Origin of the sequence: Methanolacinia petrolearia DSM 11571, assembly GCF_000147875.1 — an archaeon.
In the GTDB taxonomy this organism is placed as follows: domain Archaea; phylum Halobacteriota; class Methanomicrobia; order Methanomicrobiales; family Methanomicrobiaceae; genus Methanolacinia; species Methanolacinia petrolearia.
On sequence record NC_014507.1, the window covers coordinates 1,966,946 to 1,982,795 of the forward strand.

At 43.7% G+C, this 15,850-nt stretch carries 16 protein-coding genes and 1 tRNA gene; 10 read left to right on the plus strand and 7 right to left on the minus strand.

What is annotated here, in order from left to right; translation table 11 throughout:
• The first annotated feature begins 57 nt into the window (after positions 1-57).
• From MPET_RS09830 to MPET_RS09840, 3 genes are all read left to right on the plus strand, one after another.
• The gene (locus MPET_RS09830; protein WP_013329874.1) at positions 58-1,890 is read left to right on the plus strand and encodes a threonine--tRNA ligase; all 1,833 of its coding nucleotides are present in this window, start codon (positions 58-60) and stop codon (positions 1,888-1,890) included.
• Between the two features lie 89 nt (positions 1,891-1,979).
• Positions 1,980-2,681: a DUF4013 domain-containing protein gene (locus tag MPET_RS09835; RefSeq protein WP_013329875.1), complete on the plus strand. Its 702-nt coding sequence runs from the start codon at positions 1,980-1,982 to the stop codon at positions 2,679-2,681.
• A gap of 20 nt (positions 2,682-2,701) precedes the next feature.
• Positions 2,702-3,886: a cytochrome c biogenesis protein CcdA gene (locus MPET_RS09840; protein ID WP_013329876.1), complete on the plus strand. Its 1,185-nt coding sequence runs from the start codon at positions 2,702-2,704 to the stop codon at positions 3,884-3,886.
• 37 nt (positions 3,887-3,923) lie between these two features.
• Here MPET_RS09840 and nifB read toward each other — a convergent pair whose 3' ends face one another.
• On the minus strand, positions 3,924-4,832 hold the full coding sequence (nifB, locus tag MPET_RS09845) for a nitrogenase cofactor biosynthesis protein NifB (protein WP_013329877.1): 909 nt from the start codon (positions 4,830-4,832) through the stop codon (positions 3,924-3,926).
• 117 nt (positions 4,833-4,949) lie between these two features.
• Here nifB and MPET_RS09850 point away from each other — a divergent pair, with 117 nt between their 5' ends.
• From MPET_RS09850 to MPET_RS09860, 3 genes are read left to right on the plus strand one after another with little or no spacing between them, the layout of a single operon-like run.
• On the plus strand, positions 4,950-5,486 hold the full coding sequence (locus tag MPET_RS09850) for a hypothetical protein (RefSeq protein WP_013329878.1): 537 nt from the start codon (positions 4,950-4,952) through the stop codon (positions 5,484-5,486).
• A gap of 37 nt (positions 5,487-5,523) precedes the next feature.
• Positions 5,524-6,063, plus strand: coding sequence for a hypothetical protein (locus tag MPET_RS09855; protein ID WP_013329879.1), 540 nt, complete (start codon positions 5,524-5,526; stop codon positions 6,061-6,063).
• 59 nt (positions 6,064-6,122) lie between these two features.
• A complete protein-coding gene (locus tag MPET_RS09860) occupies positions 6,123-6,353 on the plus strand; it encodes a FeoA family protein (RefSeq protein WP_013329880.1) in 231 nt (76 codons plus the stop codon).
• Here MPET_RS09860 and MPET_RS09865 read toward each other — a convergent pair.
• From MPET_RS09865 to MPET_RS09875, 3 genes are all read right to left on the minus strand, one after another.
• Positions 6,350-7,783, minus strand: coding sequence for an aldehyde dehydrogenase family protein (locus MPET_RS09865; protein ID WP_013329881.1), 1,434 nt, complete (start codon positions 7,781-7,783; stop codon positions 6,350-6,352). The two genes, MPET_RS09860 and MPET_RS09865, sit on opposite strands and share 4 nt — an antisense overlap.
• 33 nt (positions 7,784-7,816) lie before the next feature.
• On the minus strand, positions 7,817-8,014 hold the full coding sequence (locus MPET_RS09870) for a hypothetical protein (protein ID WP_013329882.1): 198 nt from the start codon (positions 8,012-8,014) through the stop codon (positions 7,817-7,819).
• Between the two features lie 144 nt (positions 8,015-8,158).
• Positions 8,159-9,406: an MFS transporter gene (locus MPET_RS09875; RefSeq protein ID WP_225353811.1), complete on the minus strand. Its 1,248-nt coding sequence runs from the start codon at positions 9,404-9,406 to the stop codon at positions 8,159-8,161.
• Between the two features lie 238 nt (positions 9,407-9,644).
• Here MPET_RS09875 and MPET_RS09880 point away from each other — a divergent pair, with 238 nt between their 5' ends.
• The 3 genes from MPET_RS09880 (at position 9,645) to MPET_RS09895 (ending at position 11,354) form a co-directional block, all read left to right on the plus strand.
• The gene (locus MPET_RS09880) at positions 9,645-9,875 is read left to right on the plus strand and encodes a hypothetical protein (protein ID WP_187287550.1); all 231 of its coding nucleotides are present in this window, start codon (positions 9,645-9,647) and stop codon (positions 9,873-9,875) included.
• Between the two features lie 148 nt (positions 9,876-10,023).
• Entirely contained in the window at positions 10,024-10,218 is a 195-nt protein-coding gene (locus MPET_RS09885; RefSeq protein ID WP_013329885.1) for a hypothetical protein, read from the plus strand.
• Between the two features lie 641 nt (positions 10,219-10,859).
• The gene (locus MPET_RS09895) at positions 10,860-11,354 is read left to right on the plus strand and encodes a hypothetical protein (protein WP_013329887.1); all 495 of its coding nucleotides are present in this window, start codon (positions 10,860-10,862) and stop codon (positions 11,352-11,354) included.
• Between the two features lie 66 nt (positions 11,355-11,420).
• Here the strand turns inward: MPET_RS09895 and MPET_RS09900 are convergent, their stop codons facing one another.
• The 3 genes from MPET_RS09900 to MPET_RS09910 all read right to left on the minus strand — a co-directional run bounded on the left by MPET_RS09900 (position 11,421) and on the right by MPET_RS09910 (position 13,903).
• Positions 11,421-12,371 carry a hypothetical protein gene (locus tag MPET_RS09900; RefSeq protein ID WP_187287551.1) on the minus strand — a complete coding sequence of 317 codons (951 nt, stop codon included), beginning with the start codon at positions 12,369-12,371 and terminating at the stop codon, positions 11,421-11,423.
• Between the two features lie 470 nt (positions 12,372-12,841).
• Positions 12,842-12,915: transfer RNA gene (locus MPET_RS09905), tRNA-Val, on the minus strand.
• 88 nt (positions 12,916-13,003) lie between these two features.
• A complete protein-coding gene (locus MPET_RS09910) occupies positions 13,004-13,903 on the minus strand; it encodes a PPK2 family polyphosphate kinase (RefSeq protein WP_148222220.1) in 900 nt (299 codons plus the stop codon).
• A gap of 138 nt (positions 13,904-14,041) precedes the next feature.
• Between MPET_RS09910 and MPET_RS14560 the strand changes: the two genes are divergently transcribed.
• Positions 14,042-15,766 carry a hybrid sensor histidine kinase/response regulator gene (locus MPET_RS14560; protein WP_013329890.1) on the plus strand — a complete coding sequence of 575 codons (1,725 nt, stop codon included), beginning with the start codon at positions 14,042-14,044 and terminating at the stop codon, positions 15,764-15,766.
• Positions 15,767-15,850 lie beyond the last annotated feature (84 nt).

Here is a 15,850-nt window from a genome sequence, read left to right on the forward strand (position 1 = left end):
TATTCGATAGCATAAAGTTAGAACAAAACCAATTTTTTAGGAAAACCGGAGAGAAAAATGCGACTTCTATTGATTCATTCTGATAATATAGAATACAAAGCCCAGAAGAAAACTCCCGTTGCAGAGGAGAACATCATCAAAGAGGATGAGATGCAGGAGGCGCTTACCGCTTTCTGCGCCGTGGAAAAGATGGATGAGGACGATATTGCCGGTGTCTCATCGAAAACAGCGGCAGATATCCTCGAAACAGCAAAACAGCTCGGCGTCACGAACATCATGATCTACCCCTACGCACACCTGTCATCCGATCTTTCCTCGCCTGCAAAGGCGGTCGAGGCCCTGTCGAAGATCGAGGACGAATGCCGTATTAACGGGGAATTTACAGTCAAGAGAGCGCCTTTCGGCTGGTACAAGTCATTCACATTATCCTGCAAAGGCCACCCCCTCTCAGAACTCTCACGCACAATAACGCCCGGCGAAGAGGGAAAAACCGAGAAGAAGACTGTAGAGCACAACTTCTTCGTTCTCACCCCCGAAGGCGAGAAGAAGGACTACAAAGAATATGCAGACGATTCGCCTCTCGGAAAGCTGATCAAAAAAGAGACAGGAATGAGCGTGGAGTCCGGAAAAGAGCCGTTGCACGTAGAACTGATGCGCGCAAAGGAGCTCGTCGACTACGAACCCCTCTCAGATGTCGGCCACCACAGGTGGATGCCGAAGGGAAAGATCATAAGGGACCTTCTCTCCGACTACGTCCTCGGTCTTGTCCTTAACTACGGCGGCATGCCCGTTGAGACCCCGGTGATGTACGACCTGGACAACCATGCCATCAACGAGCACGCGGGAAAATTCGGCGAGAGGCAGTACAGGTTCAAGTCGGGCAACAGGAACATGATGCTCAGGTTCGCCGCATGCTTCGGGATGTTCTCGATAATGCACGACATGCATATATCCCCCAACACCCTCCCGATGAAGATGTACGAACTCTCCACGTACTCCTTCAGGCACGAGCAGAAAGGCGAATGCATCGGCTTAAAGAGGCTTCGTGCATTTACCATGCCCGATATGCACTCCATGTGCCTCGACATGAACCAGACGCTCGAGTGCTTTGAAGAGCAGCTAATGATGGGCTGGCAGACGGGAAAAGATCTCGAATACCCGCTTGCGGCAGTATTCAGGTGCACCGAGGACTTTTACAAAGACCACGAGGAATGGGTCAAAAAGATCGTCCGCATGTCCGAAGTTCCTGTTCTCATCGAGACACTCTCAGACAGGGTCCACTACTGGATAGCCAAGATCGATCTCGCCGCAATCGACGGACAGGGAAGACCGATCGAAAACCCGACGGTCCAGATCGATGTAGAGAGTGCCGAGAGATTCGATATCAAATACTACTCGGTCAGGAACGAAGAGGTAAGGCCGCCGATCATCCACTGCTCGCCCACGGGAAGTATAGAGCGTGTGATCTGTGCACTCCTTGAGAACACCGCATCGCAGGAGGTTCCGATGCTTCCGGTATGGCTCTCGCCGACACAGGTAAGGATTCTCCCCGTCTCCTCGAAGCACACCGAATACGCAGGAGAACTCTGCAAAAAGATCAACGGTGCAGGCGTAAGGTGCGACTTCGACGACCGCGAAGAGAGCGTCGGAAAGAAGATCCGTGAAGCAGGAATGGACTGGGTGCCCTATGTAGTAGTCGTAGGAGATTCGGAGATAGAATCCGGAAAACTTCCTGTCACCATAAGGAGCATGTCGAAGCCGAAAGCTCCCTATAAGGAAGAGATGACGGCAGAGGACCTTATATCAAAGGTTAAGGAAGATATAGGCAACAGGCCGTTCAGGCCGATGTATACATCCAAAAAACTATCGGCCAAACCCAGATTCATCTGATCTCCCAAAACCACCCTTTTTTTTAAGACAATAAGACGAATGACTTAAATCCTTACAGATCGATTTTAGATTGTACATTGGTGGTAGAAATGGCGAATAATATTATTGGAGATGCCTTCTCTTATGCAAAAGAAGGTCTTCTGGGCAACTTTACAAAATGGATCCTGGTTATTGTTCTTGCATTAATCCAGGGGATCACATTATGCATCATTCCGGTTCTCAACGGGTACATCGTAAGGATCTACTCCGGAGAAAAAACACTCCCCGAGGTCAATCAGTGGGGCAAACTGTTCGTTGACGGGTGGAAGTACAACATCATAGCAATACTCTACGCGATTCCTGCGATTATCGTAGCGGTTGTTCTCGGATTTTTCACCATATTGTCATTTTCAGAGATGACAACGATAATTTCGGGAGGGAATGCGGCGGGAGTAATCGAACTTGTCACAGGTATAATTACAGTTCTGTTCATCCTCCTGATCGTGCTTATGATACTCTCGCTGTTCCTCATGATGGGACTGGTGCGTCTGGGAAAAACAGGCAAGATTGGAGAAGCATTCAGTTTCGGTGCAATCAACAAGCAGATCTCAGGCGGTGTCGGATGGCTAGGGTACATCGGATACGTAATCCTTCTCTGGATACTCGGGTTGATTTTAATGCTGATAATCGCGGCAATTAACATCCTGCTTCTCCCGCTGGGAATACTTGTCATGCTGCTGGTTCTTCCCGCATGGTCCGTATTCGCCGCAAAATACATGACAAACATCTATGACGCAGGCGAATCAGCCTGAAATACTTTTTTTCAAACGCCATGAGAGGAAGATGGAGAATTATACCTGCATTTCTGCTGGCTTTATTCATACTGCTCTCATTCATACAGCCTGTTATTGCATCTGAAGAAACGGAAGACGAATTTCAGGACCGGCTTTCCGGGCTGCTTGAAGAGTCGAACAATTCGATAACGGTCTTTTACAGCAACAGCTGCAGCGCCTGCAAAAAAGTAGTGCCCGAGATAATCGAACTTGCAAAGGAATACCCGGAAATATCCTTCAATTATTTCGATTTGTATGGGTCTGATGAAAACAGAACTATAATGCTGGCATTCGGGGAAAAATACGGAGTTGAATACCCAGCATACCCGGTAGTGTTTACAGGTGACTGCACGGTTCTCGAAGGAAAAAGCAAGATTGAGCTTTACCTTAGAAAAGTTCTGGAAGCCCATAAAAACGGGTATATCCCCGATGCCGAATATGAATCATCACTGTGGTCCGCCCAGTCACCGCCATCTGAAGCATCCAACGGAACAGCAACGGACGACAACAGGAAGATCTCGCTGCTGCTGGTAATACTATCCGGACTTGCCGACGGAATAAATCCGTGTGCCTTATCCGTTCTGGCTCTCCTTCTTGCTACCCTCGCGGGTATGAATTCGAGAAAAAAGATCCTCCTCGGCGGTCTTGTATACACCTTCGCTGTATTCCTGTTCTATATAATGGCCGGGCTCGGAATCCTGACGATAATAAACTATTCAGGCTTTTCAGGCATTTTTTCGATTGCCGCAGGGATCGTTGCACTAATAGCAGGAATAATAACCCTTACAGGCGGGATATGGGAAGGAAAAACAGTATCTCCCGGAATCCCGGTGTCAAAGAGACCTGCTATAAAGAAGATAATGGAGAGAGCATCCATCCCTGCCGCGTTCGTACTCGGTATGATGGTGGGACTTTTCGAACTGCCTTGTACCGGCGGGATCTACATCGCAATTCTCGGTCTCCTCTCGTCCCGGATGACATTCTACGAGGGCCTCCCCTATCTCCTGGTATACAACCTGATGTTCGTCGTCCCGCTGATCGCAATAATACTTGCAGTGGCTTTCGGGCTTTCACCTGAAAAAGTGGACAGCTGGAGAGATTCGAATAAAAAATTATTGAAGATCGGAATAGGCCTTATTTTAATTGCAATGGGCCTGTATATTCTTGCCGGATATTTGTTCTAAAATAAAAATCAAGGGATTAAGAGATTAATCCCGCTGTTTATTCTTCAGCATGTCTCGACTGGTAGATGCAGTCCTGGATATCCTCGCCGAGTTTGCCGATTGCATCCGAACGGCATCTCTGGCAATGCCTCATCTGGCGGACAAAGGGAGAGCATTTGTCCTGCATCTCACGCTTTTCTTTTGGTGTGGGCGGGGTCACATCACTGAATTTATACTGTGGTATAACAGGGATCAGGTTGAATGTGAATACCCCCATCTCGCCGACCTTCTTAGCAATGTCGACAATATGATGGTCGTTTACTCCCGGGATGAATACGGTATTGATCTTTACAAGGATCTTATTCGCAACAGCCATCTCGATACCTTTGAGCTGCTGGGAGAGAAGTTTTTCCGCGGCCTCTCTTCCGTGGAGTTTTTTGCCTTCCCATTCGACGAACGAATAGATCTTCTCGCCTATTGCCGGGTCTACCGCGTTAAGGGTGACTGTAATATTTCCTACATCGTATTCGATGAGACGGTCGAGGCTTTCCGGAAGCAGGAGTCCGTTTGTACTGAGACATTTGATAGGTGTTGGATATTCCTCCTTCAGGAGTCTCAGCGTCTCAAATGTCTCCTCGTTTGCAAGAGGGTCCCCCGGGCCGGCTATTCCGATGACTTTTATATACGGATATTTGTCGAGAACCTCGCCCACGAGTTTTACAGCTTCCTCCGGCTTCAGGACTTCGCTGCAAACCCCCGGTCTGCTCTCGTTTACGCAATCAAAATCCCTTACACAATAATTGCACTGTATATTGCACTTCGGAGCAACCGGAAGGTGCATTCTCCCGGACTTATGGCACGCCTCCTTGCTGTAGCAGGGATGCTCGTTTATCTTCCTCAACTGCTCGGGGTCATAAGGGATCTCCTTTCCCTCAATTAAAACAGTAGGATAGCCGTCATCACTCATGTCAAAACCAAATAGAAGTCTACCTGATTGGTAAAAAACGTAATGAAAGATCTATTACAGTACTAAATACCGGTTATACTCGTCAGTATTATTAGAGCAAAAGTAGATCTTACTCTTATGGCAAATATTCGGATAATAGCTATAATGGTCATTGCCGCAATTCTCGCCGTATTTTCAGCGGGATGTTCCGACAACGGAGCGGGAGAGGCCACCGGAACCGCTACACCCACGGCGGTTCTTACAGCAACAGCGACCAAAACCCCGGCAGGCGGCTCTTCAGGAGAATACTCGATCGACGAAGATCTCCCGTCAGGGATCGATGTCGATATCAGCGCAAGCGTGGTGGATTCCGGAACCCTGCTGATAAAATACGACTTTAATCTGACCTCGATGGGAACTGCAATGGGCCAGAAAGGCTGGAAGATCCTTGCAACTGCATATGCATACAACCCCGATAAAGTGGAAGACGGCTTTTCGGTAAATTCATACGACGATATTATTTCTGCCGGACTTCCCTACAAAACTAATAACATACAGGTATTCCCGAGCAATTTATACCCGGGAAAAGCTGAAGTCTCCACAAATGCCGACAGCGGCATGAGGCTCGATACCAATGATTACTACGTATACGGTGTCGTCCTGAGAGAAGCCTGAAACAAAAAACTTTTTTATTTCAACGTGATTTTTCATTATGGATACAAGGATCATTATCATTGCAGTACTATTGGGAGCTGGAATCTTTCTTGCCGGGTGCACCTCCACGCAAAGTTACAATCCTGATACTACTGCTCCTGTTACTGAAACCGCAACACCAACTGCCTCAGTAACTGCAATGCCTACTTACGCTGTGACCGAACCTGTCCGGGTTATCGGGGATGACATTACTTCGATAAAGATCACGGTAGATGCATCGGAAACGGGAACAAATACGCTAAATGTTTTTGTCCATTACGATTCATCGACTCTTCCTTCAACCGGAACCGGATCCGAGCTCATGGCGACCCTGTTTGCATACAATTATGCAGATGTTCCCTATGGTTTCGACCCGAAGACATCGGACGACGTGATCAACGCCGGCATTCCCTACAAGAGGGTTGCAAGTGTGGTCTACCCGAACAACAAAGTGAATGCAGGTGCAGAATTGCCGACGGATTCCGTGCAGGGTTCTTTGAACATAGCCAAACCCTACAACTATGGTGCAATTATTGAGAAGACCGGAACAAGGCAATGATTGATACGGATGGAAAAGAAACAGGAAATGAGAAATATCATTTTTAAGGGGGGACTAAAATGGTTTTAAAGAAATTATGCGACCTTTCGGCCGGAGAAAAAGGAAAAATCTCGGAATTTTCGGGATATCAGAACGAATCGGAATGCATGGGTCTTTATCCCGGGATGATGATCGAGGTCCTGACCAGGGACTCCTCAAAAGGGCCGTGTATCATAAAAACCGAAAGCGGCCGGATGGAAATCGTCATGAAACGGGAGATTGCCTCTCATATGCAGGTGGAAAAAGATTAATCGGCGACCGGTTTTTGTCTGATTATCATAATCTTCTGTTCGGTCATCTCTGCCAGTGCATATGCCGGCCCTTCTCGCCCGAAGCCGGACATCTTCACTCCGCCGTATGGCATAACATCGACCCTGAACGTGGGGATATCGTTGATGATCACCCCGCCTGCTTCGATCTTTTCATATGCATAAAATGCATTCCCGATATCGGAAGTAAACACTCCCGCCTGAAGGCCGTATACTGAATTATTGGCCAGATCCATGGCTTCGCTGAATTTTTCATAAGGTGTGACCGTAACTACCGGTGCAAAGATCTCCGTGGAGTTGATCTCCATCCCAGGTGTCGCAGCTGTAAGAATTGTGGGGGAGATTGTCTTCCCGTCATATTTCCCGCCGGATATGATCTTTGCACCGCCGGAGATTGCCGCCTGAACCTTACGCCATGCCTCCCCTGCCGCCTCTTCAGAGATCAACGGTCCGACAAATGTATCAGCTTTACCCGGATCTCCGTATTTCAGCGATTCAAATGAGGATGATAACCTTTCAAGAAACTCCCGGAAGACATCATTCTGAACAAATACCCGCTGCACCGATATGCAGACCTGTCCGGCATTTGCGCAGGCGCCGGTTGCGATCCTTGGTGCGGCATATCCCAGGTCGGCATCGCTGTGAACTATTGCTGCGGCATTTCCACCAAGTTCGAGAGATACTTTCTTTTTTCCGGCAATGCTCTTCAGGTGCCATCCTACACCGGGGCTTCCGGTAAAGCTCAGGAATGCGATTCTTTCATCACGAACCATCTTTTCCGCAAGACGGGACTCGCATGGGATCACGCTTACAGCTTCGGGAGGATAGCCTGCTTCAAGAACAAGTTCCCCGAGAAGAAGCCCGGACACCGGTGTTTTCGAGGCAGGCTTCAGGATAAACGGGTTTCCGGCCGCTATTGCCGGCCCGAGCTTGTGGCATGCAAGATTGAGGGGATAATTGAACGGAGTTATTGCAAGGACGGTTCCTACCGGGAATCGCCTGGAAAAACAGGTGTAGTCTCTTCCGGCTTCCGTCCGGTCGAGCGGGATGATCTCTCCCGTCTGCCTGACGGCTTCTTCTCCCGAGATCTTTATCGTCTCTATCGAACGGTCGACCTCGGCGGAGGCAAGCGACCTGACTTTCCCCCCCTCTTTAATCAGAATCTCAATAAATTTATCCCTGTTTTCTCCGATCAGTTCTGCAAGTCTTTCAAGAATCCGCATCTTCTCGTAACCTGCAAGAGCCGAGGTCTTCTTAAACGCCTCACCTGAGCCGGCTATAGCTTCTTCGATCTCTTCTTCCCCGCAGAGGCAGATCCGGTCGAAGACATCGCCGGTGTATGGATTTATTACGTCGAGATGCCTGTCGCTCCGTTTTCTTTTACCGCATACTATGAATTCCCGGGCGTTCATGATCCATAATCACCGTGATCTGTTAAAAATCAATCATTCATGTTTCCGTTTTCCGGCAAAGAACGATTCGATGAAGCCCAGGATATAATATGTAATTACAATTACGGCAGCAAAGACCAGGATAAATGACAGAGTGTCGCCAAGAATGCTGTTGATCATATTTCCCGCAGCCAGGGCCACGAGAACGGAGATGAACAATTTTATGAGCTCGATTCTTTCCTCAAAGAACATTGAATAATTATTGTTTTTCAGGGATTTATCGGTTGGCGGTATCGTGCGGTTTCTAACCGTTGATCGCAAAATATACTGATCCCGGATCAAAAATAAACCCGGCAACCTGATTATTAAAAAAATGTTAATGGAGATCTGATCATCCTAATTTCGCTGGACAGTGGGCTTTCCGGGGGATGAGAACTTCATTCTCAGGTATTGTGCAAGATAAAACACTCCTATCAATCCGGCCAGGATCCCGAACGATGCATACAGACCTGCATATGATCCGACAACCGCAAAGACGGGAACTACGGCCAGGGATGAGCAGAACTGCCCCGTGTTCAGGGATACGGACCATCCACCCATTACTTTGCCGACTATGGGTCTCGGAGTAACCGACATCAGCCAGCTCAGGAGCGTGGGTATGATAAGGCCGTTTGCCGCACCGATTATTATTACTGCTATTCCAGCCGGGAGCAGCGAACCCGATAAACCCATCATGACAAATCCCAGGCAAAGCAGGATATAAGAGAGTGCAAGGACGGATACCCTGTGCATACTGGCGGTAATTCTCCAGTAAAATATCCCTGCCAGTGCCGAGACAAAACCCATCAGTCCCAGGAAAAGGCCGCTGAGAAGTGCATGATTCGAAAATATTCCTCCGGCCTGTACTGGCCCGGCGGTGTTGATGATATCAGCTATCAGGTACGGCAGTTTTGTCGGCAGTAAAAAGAACATAACCATGCTCAGGAACAAAGTTGCATATACCAGACCAATTTCAAAAAGCGGAGTGGTATATCCTGTTTTTTTCCCGGAAACATGTATAGGATTCTCAACTTTATCGACGGGTCTCCCGGAACCAGCATTTTGGATCGGTTCCGGTTCCCTCAGCGGCTCTCTCATCGTCACAAGGACACCTGCGAGGATCACGATTCCGAGGAGGTAGATTAAAAACGACATTCTCCACGAAATTGTGGCGAGTATTCCTCCGCTGGTCTCAAGAATCAGGACGCCTATTCCCATAGAGGCAGCCTGGTACCCGAGGATTTTTGCACGTGCGATTCCCGTATAGTAATCCGTGATAAGAGCACTTGTTGTGACGGTTATCCCGGCGATTCCTATGCCGAGGATGATTCTTCCCGCAAGAATTGCCGAAAGCGAATTAAGAAAAAATCCCGAAACCCCTGCAAAGGAAAATATAAGCAGGGAAGCAGAAAGTACAGGTATCCTCCCTGTCCTGTCCGATAAGATTCCGATAAAGAAACCGCTGAACGCGATTGCGAGCGAAGGGAGGGTGATTATCAGGGAGACCATTGCTTCCGAAGCATCGGGGAACGATTCGCTGATTAAGGGGAGCGCAGGAGCGACTGCTGCACCGCCCATGAGGATGAGCATGGATGAAAGAAGCAAAAACGCAGTCGTCCATTTTGAAGGTTTAAACTTTGTTTGCTTGAATATTGAGAGGATTTGTGAATTTTGCATCCTTACACGTTAAGATCATTTTGTTAAATAGCTGGTGCTCCCGGAATGAATAGCAATACTTTGAAATATTTGGAGGGTGCAGGAAGGATGATTTCATAAAGTGATTCACGGATGGATCATGTTCTCACGCAAAATCCAAAATCATCTCAATGTAAATTATATTCTTATGGCAACCGATGATGAAACGATAACGATAAGCCATGAAACCCGGATGAAACTTGCCAGACTGCGGAAGGTAGGCCAGTCATACGATTCCCTGATTTCGACTATGGCGGATCAGGTGATGGAAACGTCAGAATATGGTGAGGGCTGGGATGTGGAAAAGATTGACAGCAACATGAAAAAAATCCGGGAGACAAGCACTTTTACACCTTTGAAAGCGATTCCGCGAAGGTGAGATAAATCTCAAACTTTGAGATCGTCCTGAGTAAAAAGGCAATCAAGTACCTTGACTGGATGACGTATCTGCCTGTACGGATTGAAAATAACAACGATTGGATCAACCGCAAAAAATATTTGATTCGGGGCGACAGATAAAAGAGTACATGCGGACCGTAGAGATATCAGATTCAATATACAATGAAATAATGTCCCGGAGAAAAGGCAGGGAATCAATAAGCAAGACCATAGAGCGGGAACTAAAACCGATCGAAAAATGTGCGGCAGTTAAGGAATTAGAAAAATTAATGAAAGAACCACGTTATAAACTTTCAGATGTAGAAAAAGAATTAGGCATTTAACAAGACTTGATCCAATTGTGGTACTCTTTTTCAGTCATTATCTTTAGAACTATTGCATGTCTGTCTGGTTTTGTTCCTTCAATCACATAAATCGCGACATGGTTATAAGGGATGTGTAAACGCCAGTAATCCTTGCAGTTTCCTTTCAATTCGTGTTTGTTACATGAGTTTATATTTACAAATAAATATTCTTCAAGGCACATTTTAAGCTTAATAATAACGTTTTTGCTGATTGATGGGTTTTTCTTAAGATATACCTTTACACTACGATTAATTTCAATCATATTACCCGCTTGAATAATTATATAGAGGCTTTACAATAATTATCTATTGGATAATTGAGAATTTCGCCCGTATAAACGGATCTCCATGATCTATACTTTTTCGTGCTTTCTCCTTACCCCGTGCCAGGAAGGGTTTATTCTCCCTGTGACCAGATCATCTTTCGGCTTGCCTTTGTTCGTGAAACGGGTTATGTCCAGACTTTCAAAACATCTAATATGGGACAAAGGCTAAACCCCCCACTAAATTTAAACAGAATTCTTAAACTCGTAATGTGTGCAGGATGAAAGTGAGCAGAATTAACGAGATTTCGTTAATACAGAATACCTTTATGATTTCATGAATTCAAAGCATTCAACATGGAACTTCAATTAGTCTTTAATCTTATTCTTCTATATCTAACATTGATTTTAACTCTCTTTGGTCTCGCTAGTTTAATACATGAAGGATTGGGGGCTCCGGCAATAAGTTCAGTTGTGCTGTCAATAATAGTGGTTTTTTCGATTTATTTCATAATTGAAAAAAAAAAGAATACTTCTAATAAACGGATCAATCTGACAGTAATATTAATGATATTAGGCCTTTTTGCTTTTCTTCTCGCTATATTCATTGTTTATTACAATGGCTTTATTGAACCAACAATATCACTATCTCTAACAATTTCGCTCATATCGTTCATTATTGCAACATTTGTCTTTTATTTTAATAGCCTTAATTCATATTATAATGAAAAAGAAAATAAAGAGAATCAAAAAGCAATTATGGAACAATTCATAAAACTAAATGAAAAAGTTGAGGCCTTACAGAAATTAATTGATTTAAAAGAGAATACGGGCTCAGGAGAAGATCAATAATCCTAATAATATCAAAAAAAATAATCTTCTGAACTCGCTACCTGTGCAGGATGAAAGTGAACAAAATTAATCCTCAGCTTTTATATCGCTCAGCGAGAGCCTATATTCTGATCGATATTTTTCAATTAGCCGATCAACTAATGTAATTATCTCGTCATCTAAATCAGCTAACTTTTCTAAATTATATTCAATAGCTGTCTTTGATGGATCTATATGATTTTTATCTAATTTTTCGAAGATTTCATTTATATTACGATTAAGATCAATTATAATACCTCTGGAAGGTTCAGGAATTATCTCAATATATTGAGAATATTCAATAAATATTTGATAAAATATAGCTTCATGGATACAATCGATGATATCATCTAAATATATAAAAATATTTGAACAACCATCACTACCATCTTTAGAGCAAATAGTGCAATATACTCCCTCCCTATCATAAGTCTCTAATTCAAACTCATCCATGGGATATGGTTGAGTATTAATCTGATCATTTAGACTTTCTTTAATTAGGGCAGTAATTTTTTTAGAGTCAATATACTCTTTAATCTTTTCTAGAGCTTCATGAACCTCATTATAACAATCTCTTCTTCTAGACAATTTTGTATCTAATTCTGGAAGGTCTATAGCAATTTCATTTAACAAAATATGAAAATAATAGGGAGCATCAGGATAAACATCATCTATGCAATAAAAATTTTGGCATTTTATATTACAAAATTTTAAGCATCCCCAATGACTATTATAAGATAACCATTTATATTTTTTATTAGAGAAAAGTTCAGATTCAATTTCTAATTCGGATTTTATACGATTCAAGATTAATCTAATTCTATCGAGAATTTGGCCTTTTTTCTGTTGTTCAAGAGACAAATCTAAAGTTTTTTTATTATATATTAGAGTAATAAATGTGACAACTGCTAGGGCAATAGTGCCCACTGCAACTAATAAATCACAAAAATCCGAAAAATTCAAAGATATCCATGTTTGTAGCCCTGTTAAGAATGACATAATATAAAAGACTGGTTGTATATATAAAAACAAAATGGAATAAAGAAGTAAATTTATTATTACCATACTCAATACTTCAATTTTAAAAAGATAATATTAACTTATTTTTTGTACCATATGATTTAATAATATACCTAATTCAGGTGAACCTCTTTTCAAACCCCATGTTACACTTTTAGAACACCCCATTAATGGTCTAAAAATACCAACTAAACAGAAGTCAAAGTGTACGCATGTGTACGTACACATACGTACAGGAGAAAAGAGAAATGAATAAAGGAGAAAAACCGAAAAAACGTGAGATCCATAGAGTTAGAAAAAGACTGTCTCTCACAATAGATCCAGATAATCACGACTATATTAAAAATAACGGCTTAAACGCTTCCCGATTGATGGATACGACCTTAAATGAGCTTAGAAATAAAACAAATGGAGAATTGGTCTTTATACTCGAAAACAAGAATAATACATGGGCCCGCTGCGATTCGAACGCAGGATCTTCGCCGTGTAAAGGCGACGTCATAACCAGCTAGACCACGAGCCCCTTGCAGGTTCTGCCCAATAAATTAGGTTTTACGATATATTAAGATGTTGGATTTTCATTTTGAAAATGATATTTTTCTTCTTTTAAGTCATTCGTTTTTCAGCATGTCTGCGGCTTTTTTTATCTTCTCCAGGGTCTCTTCTGAAACGGCGGGATATGAATCGTGAAGGGAGATTAGTTTCGAGGCGATGATATCGGACACGATCGTCCTTGCAACCCATTTGTAATCGGCAGGAATAATATACCACGGAGCGCTCTTTGTGCTCGTATTATTCAGCATATCCTCGTATGCTCTGATGTAATTATCCCAGAACTTTCTCTCCGCAATATCCGAGGGCGATATCTTCCAGTATTTGCTCTCGTTTTCGAAACGGGCGAGAAGCCGTTCCTTCTGCTTTTCTTTGGAGATATGAAGGAAAAATTTCAGGACGACCGTTCCGCTGTTAGAAAGATGCCTTTCATATGAATTAATATCCTCATATCTCATCTTCCAGAATTCATCGTGAAACTCTTTTTGTGGAAGATGGCGTCCTTCAAGTATTTCCGGGTGGACTTTTGTGATCAGGACCTCTTCGTAATAAGAACGGTTGAAGATGCCGATCTCCCCTCTTTTCGGAAGCTTGAGGTTGCATCTCCAGAAATAATCATGATCCAGCTCCTCTTTCGACGGAACATCGAAACTGCTCACCCTGCATCCCTGGGGATTTACGCCGGACATTACATGCTTGATGAGGCTGTCTTTGCCGGCCGTATCCATCCCCTGAATAATTACAAGAAGGGAGTAGGTGTTATTCGCCCACAAAAGGGACTGCCCGCGTGCCAGATCTTCACGGTTTTTTTCAAGAATATCCTTCGCTTTATTTTTTACCTCTTCCTTCTGGAAGTAAGCTATCTCATCACTCACTTTCCATCCGGTATCATAATCCCTGAGTTTAACTTTCTGACCTTCATCGATCCTGAATTTTGCAATAAGTTCTTCTGCCAGCACAGAGTTTTCCCCGTTGAATATCAAATACGCAGGCACAATATTTCATTTTTTTTAAACAGGACATGACAGTTGAAACAATTTTATAATTCAATAAATACAATTTTTATTATCCTATTATAAAAACGCGGTGATTATTTCTTGAAAAAAATACTAATTCTCTGTAAAAATCCGGAATTACAGAATATTATTGAAAAAATTATTAAGAGAACCGGAGAGATCATCGAACCCCATTACTGTACATCCATAGAAAAAGCAAGACAAAGGATATTTCAGGAGGACTACTGGCTTATCATCTCAGGATTTACAATTTCTGAAATAGGCGGACCAGGATTTATTAAAGAATTACAGGATTCCGGGAAGAACGTTCCGTTTATCTTCCTGACAGGACTCGAAAAAAGAGAAACGGATGTGGACGGGACTCAGGCTGATCCGGAATATATCTTTATCAACGACAAAAATCCCACAGAAACAGTGGAAATACTGGAAAAAATAATCCCGGAGATCCTGATGCATAAAGACAAAAATCCTGAAAAACATCTCAACGAAGCAAGATATAAATCACTGGTTGAATCGATGGACGATTCAATCTATATGGTCGACAGGGAATGCCGCTATCTTTTCATGAATAAAAAGCATCTCGAAAGGATCGGAAGATCGGCCGAATTGTTCAAAGCAAGGAGTTACAACGATTTTCATACAGATGAAGAGACAGGAAATTTTTCCGGAAATATTCGTCGCCTGTTCTCTACAGGAGAAAATATCGAAGAAAAATATGAAAAGAACGGGAAAAAGTACCTGAGAACATTCACACCCGTGAGGGACATCAATGACGAAAGGATCATCGCCGCCAGCATTACCTCCGGCGAGACTGACGATGCAGATACTTTCGAAAAGGATATTTCGTCATATATCGTCGACGGCAATTGCAGGTACCTGTCAATCAACAGGCATCACATGGAGATCCTCGGGATAAACTGTGAAGATCTCTTCATCGGAAGAAATTACGAGGAATTTCATCCGGAAGGCAAAACCGAAAAATTCTCCTCGATGGTAGGGGAGGTTTTCAATACGGGAGAGACCCTTAGAGACGAATATGAATCAGGCAAATCGCATTTTACAAGACGATTCTGCCCTGTTAAGGATATACTGACCAGTGAAGTCGTAGCGGTGACCATAGTTTCTACAAATATAACAGAACAGAAACTGACTGAAAAGAGCCTGATAGAGGCAAATAAAAAATTAAACCTTTTAAACAGCATCACCCGGCACGATATCCTCAACCAGATGACCGTTCTTTTGGGATACCTCGATCTATCAGCAGCCGGATGCCAGGATGAAACCCAAAAAGTTTACCTTGAAAAACAAAAAAAGGCTGCTGACACCATTTATCACCAGATTTTATTTACAAGGGATTACCAGGACATCGGTGTCAGTACTCCGGCATGGCAGGACGTCTCCGCACTAATAGATCGCACGTCAGGAATGCTGAGGCATGATAATATTGAAATCAAAAATCGCTGCGGAGATCTGAAAATCTTTGCTGATCCTCTCCTCGAAAAAGTATTCTACAATCTTACAGATAATGCAATCCGGCACGGGGGCAGCATCTCAAAGATCACTTTTTGCTCCGAGAAAATACCCCACGGGATCAAACTGAACTGTGAGGACGACGGCAGGGGAATTCCTGATGAACACAAAGAGAGGATATTCAGGCAGGGGTTCGGTAAAAACACCGGCCTCGGACTTTTTTTAATCAGGGAAATCCTTTCAATAACAGGACTCGAAATACATGAGACAGGCTGTTACGGAAAAGGGGCGAAGTTCGAAATAACGATCCCGGACATGATGTATTCTGAGTGCTGAACAAGGTACCGGAATCCGGATCTTTAAACCTTATCATATACGGGCGAACTAATTTTAATCAGCAGACAAAATAAGACAACAGGG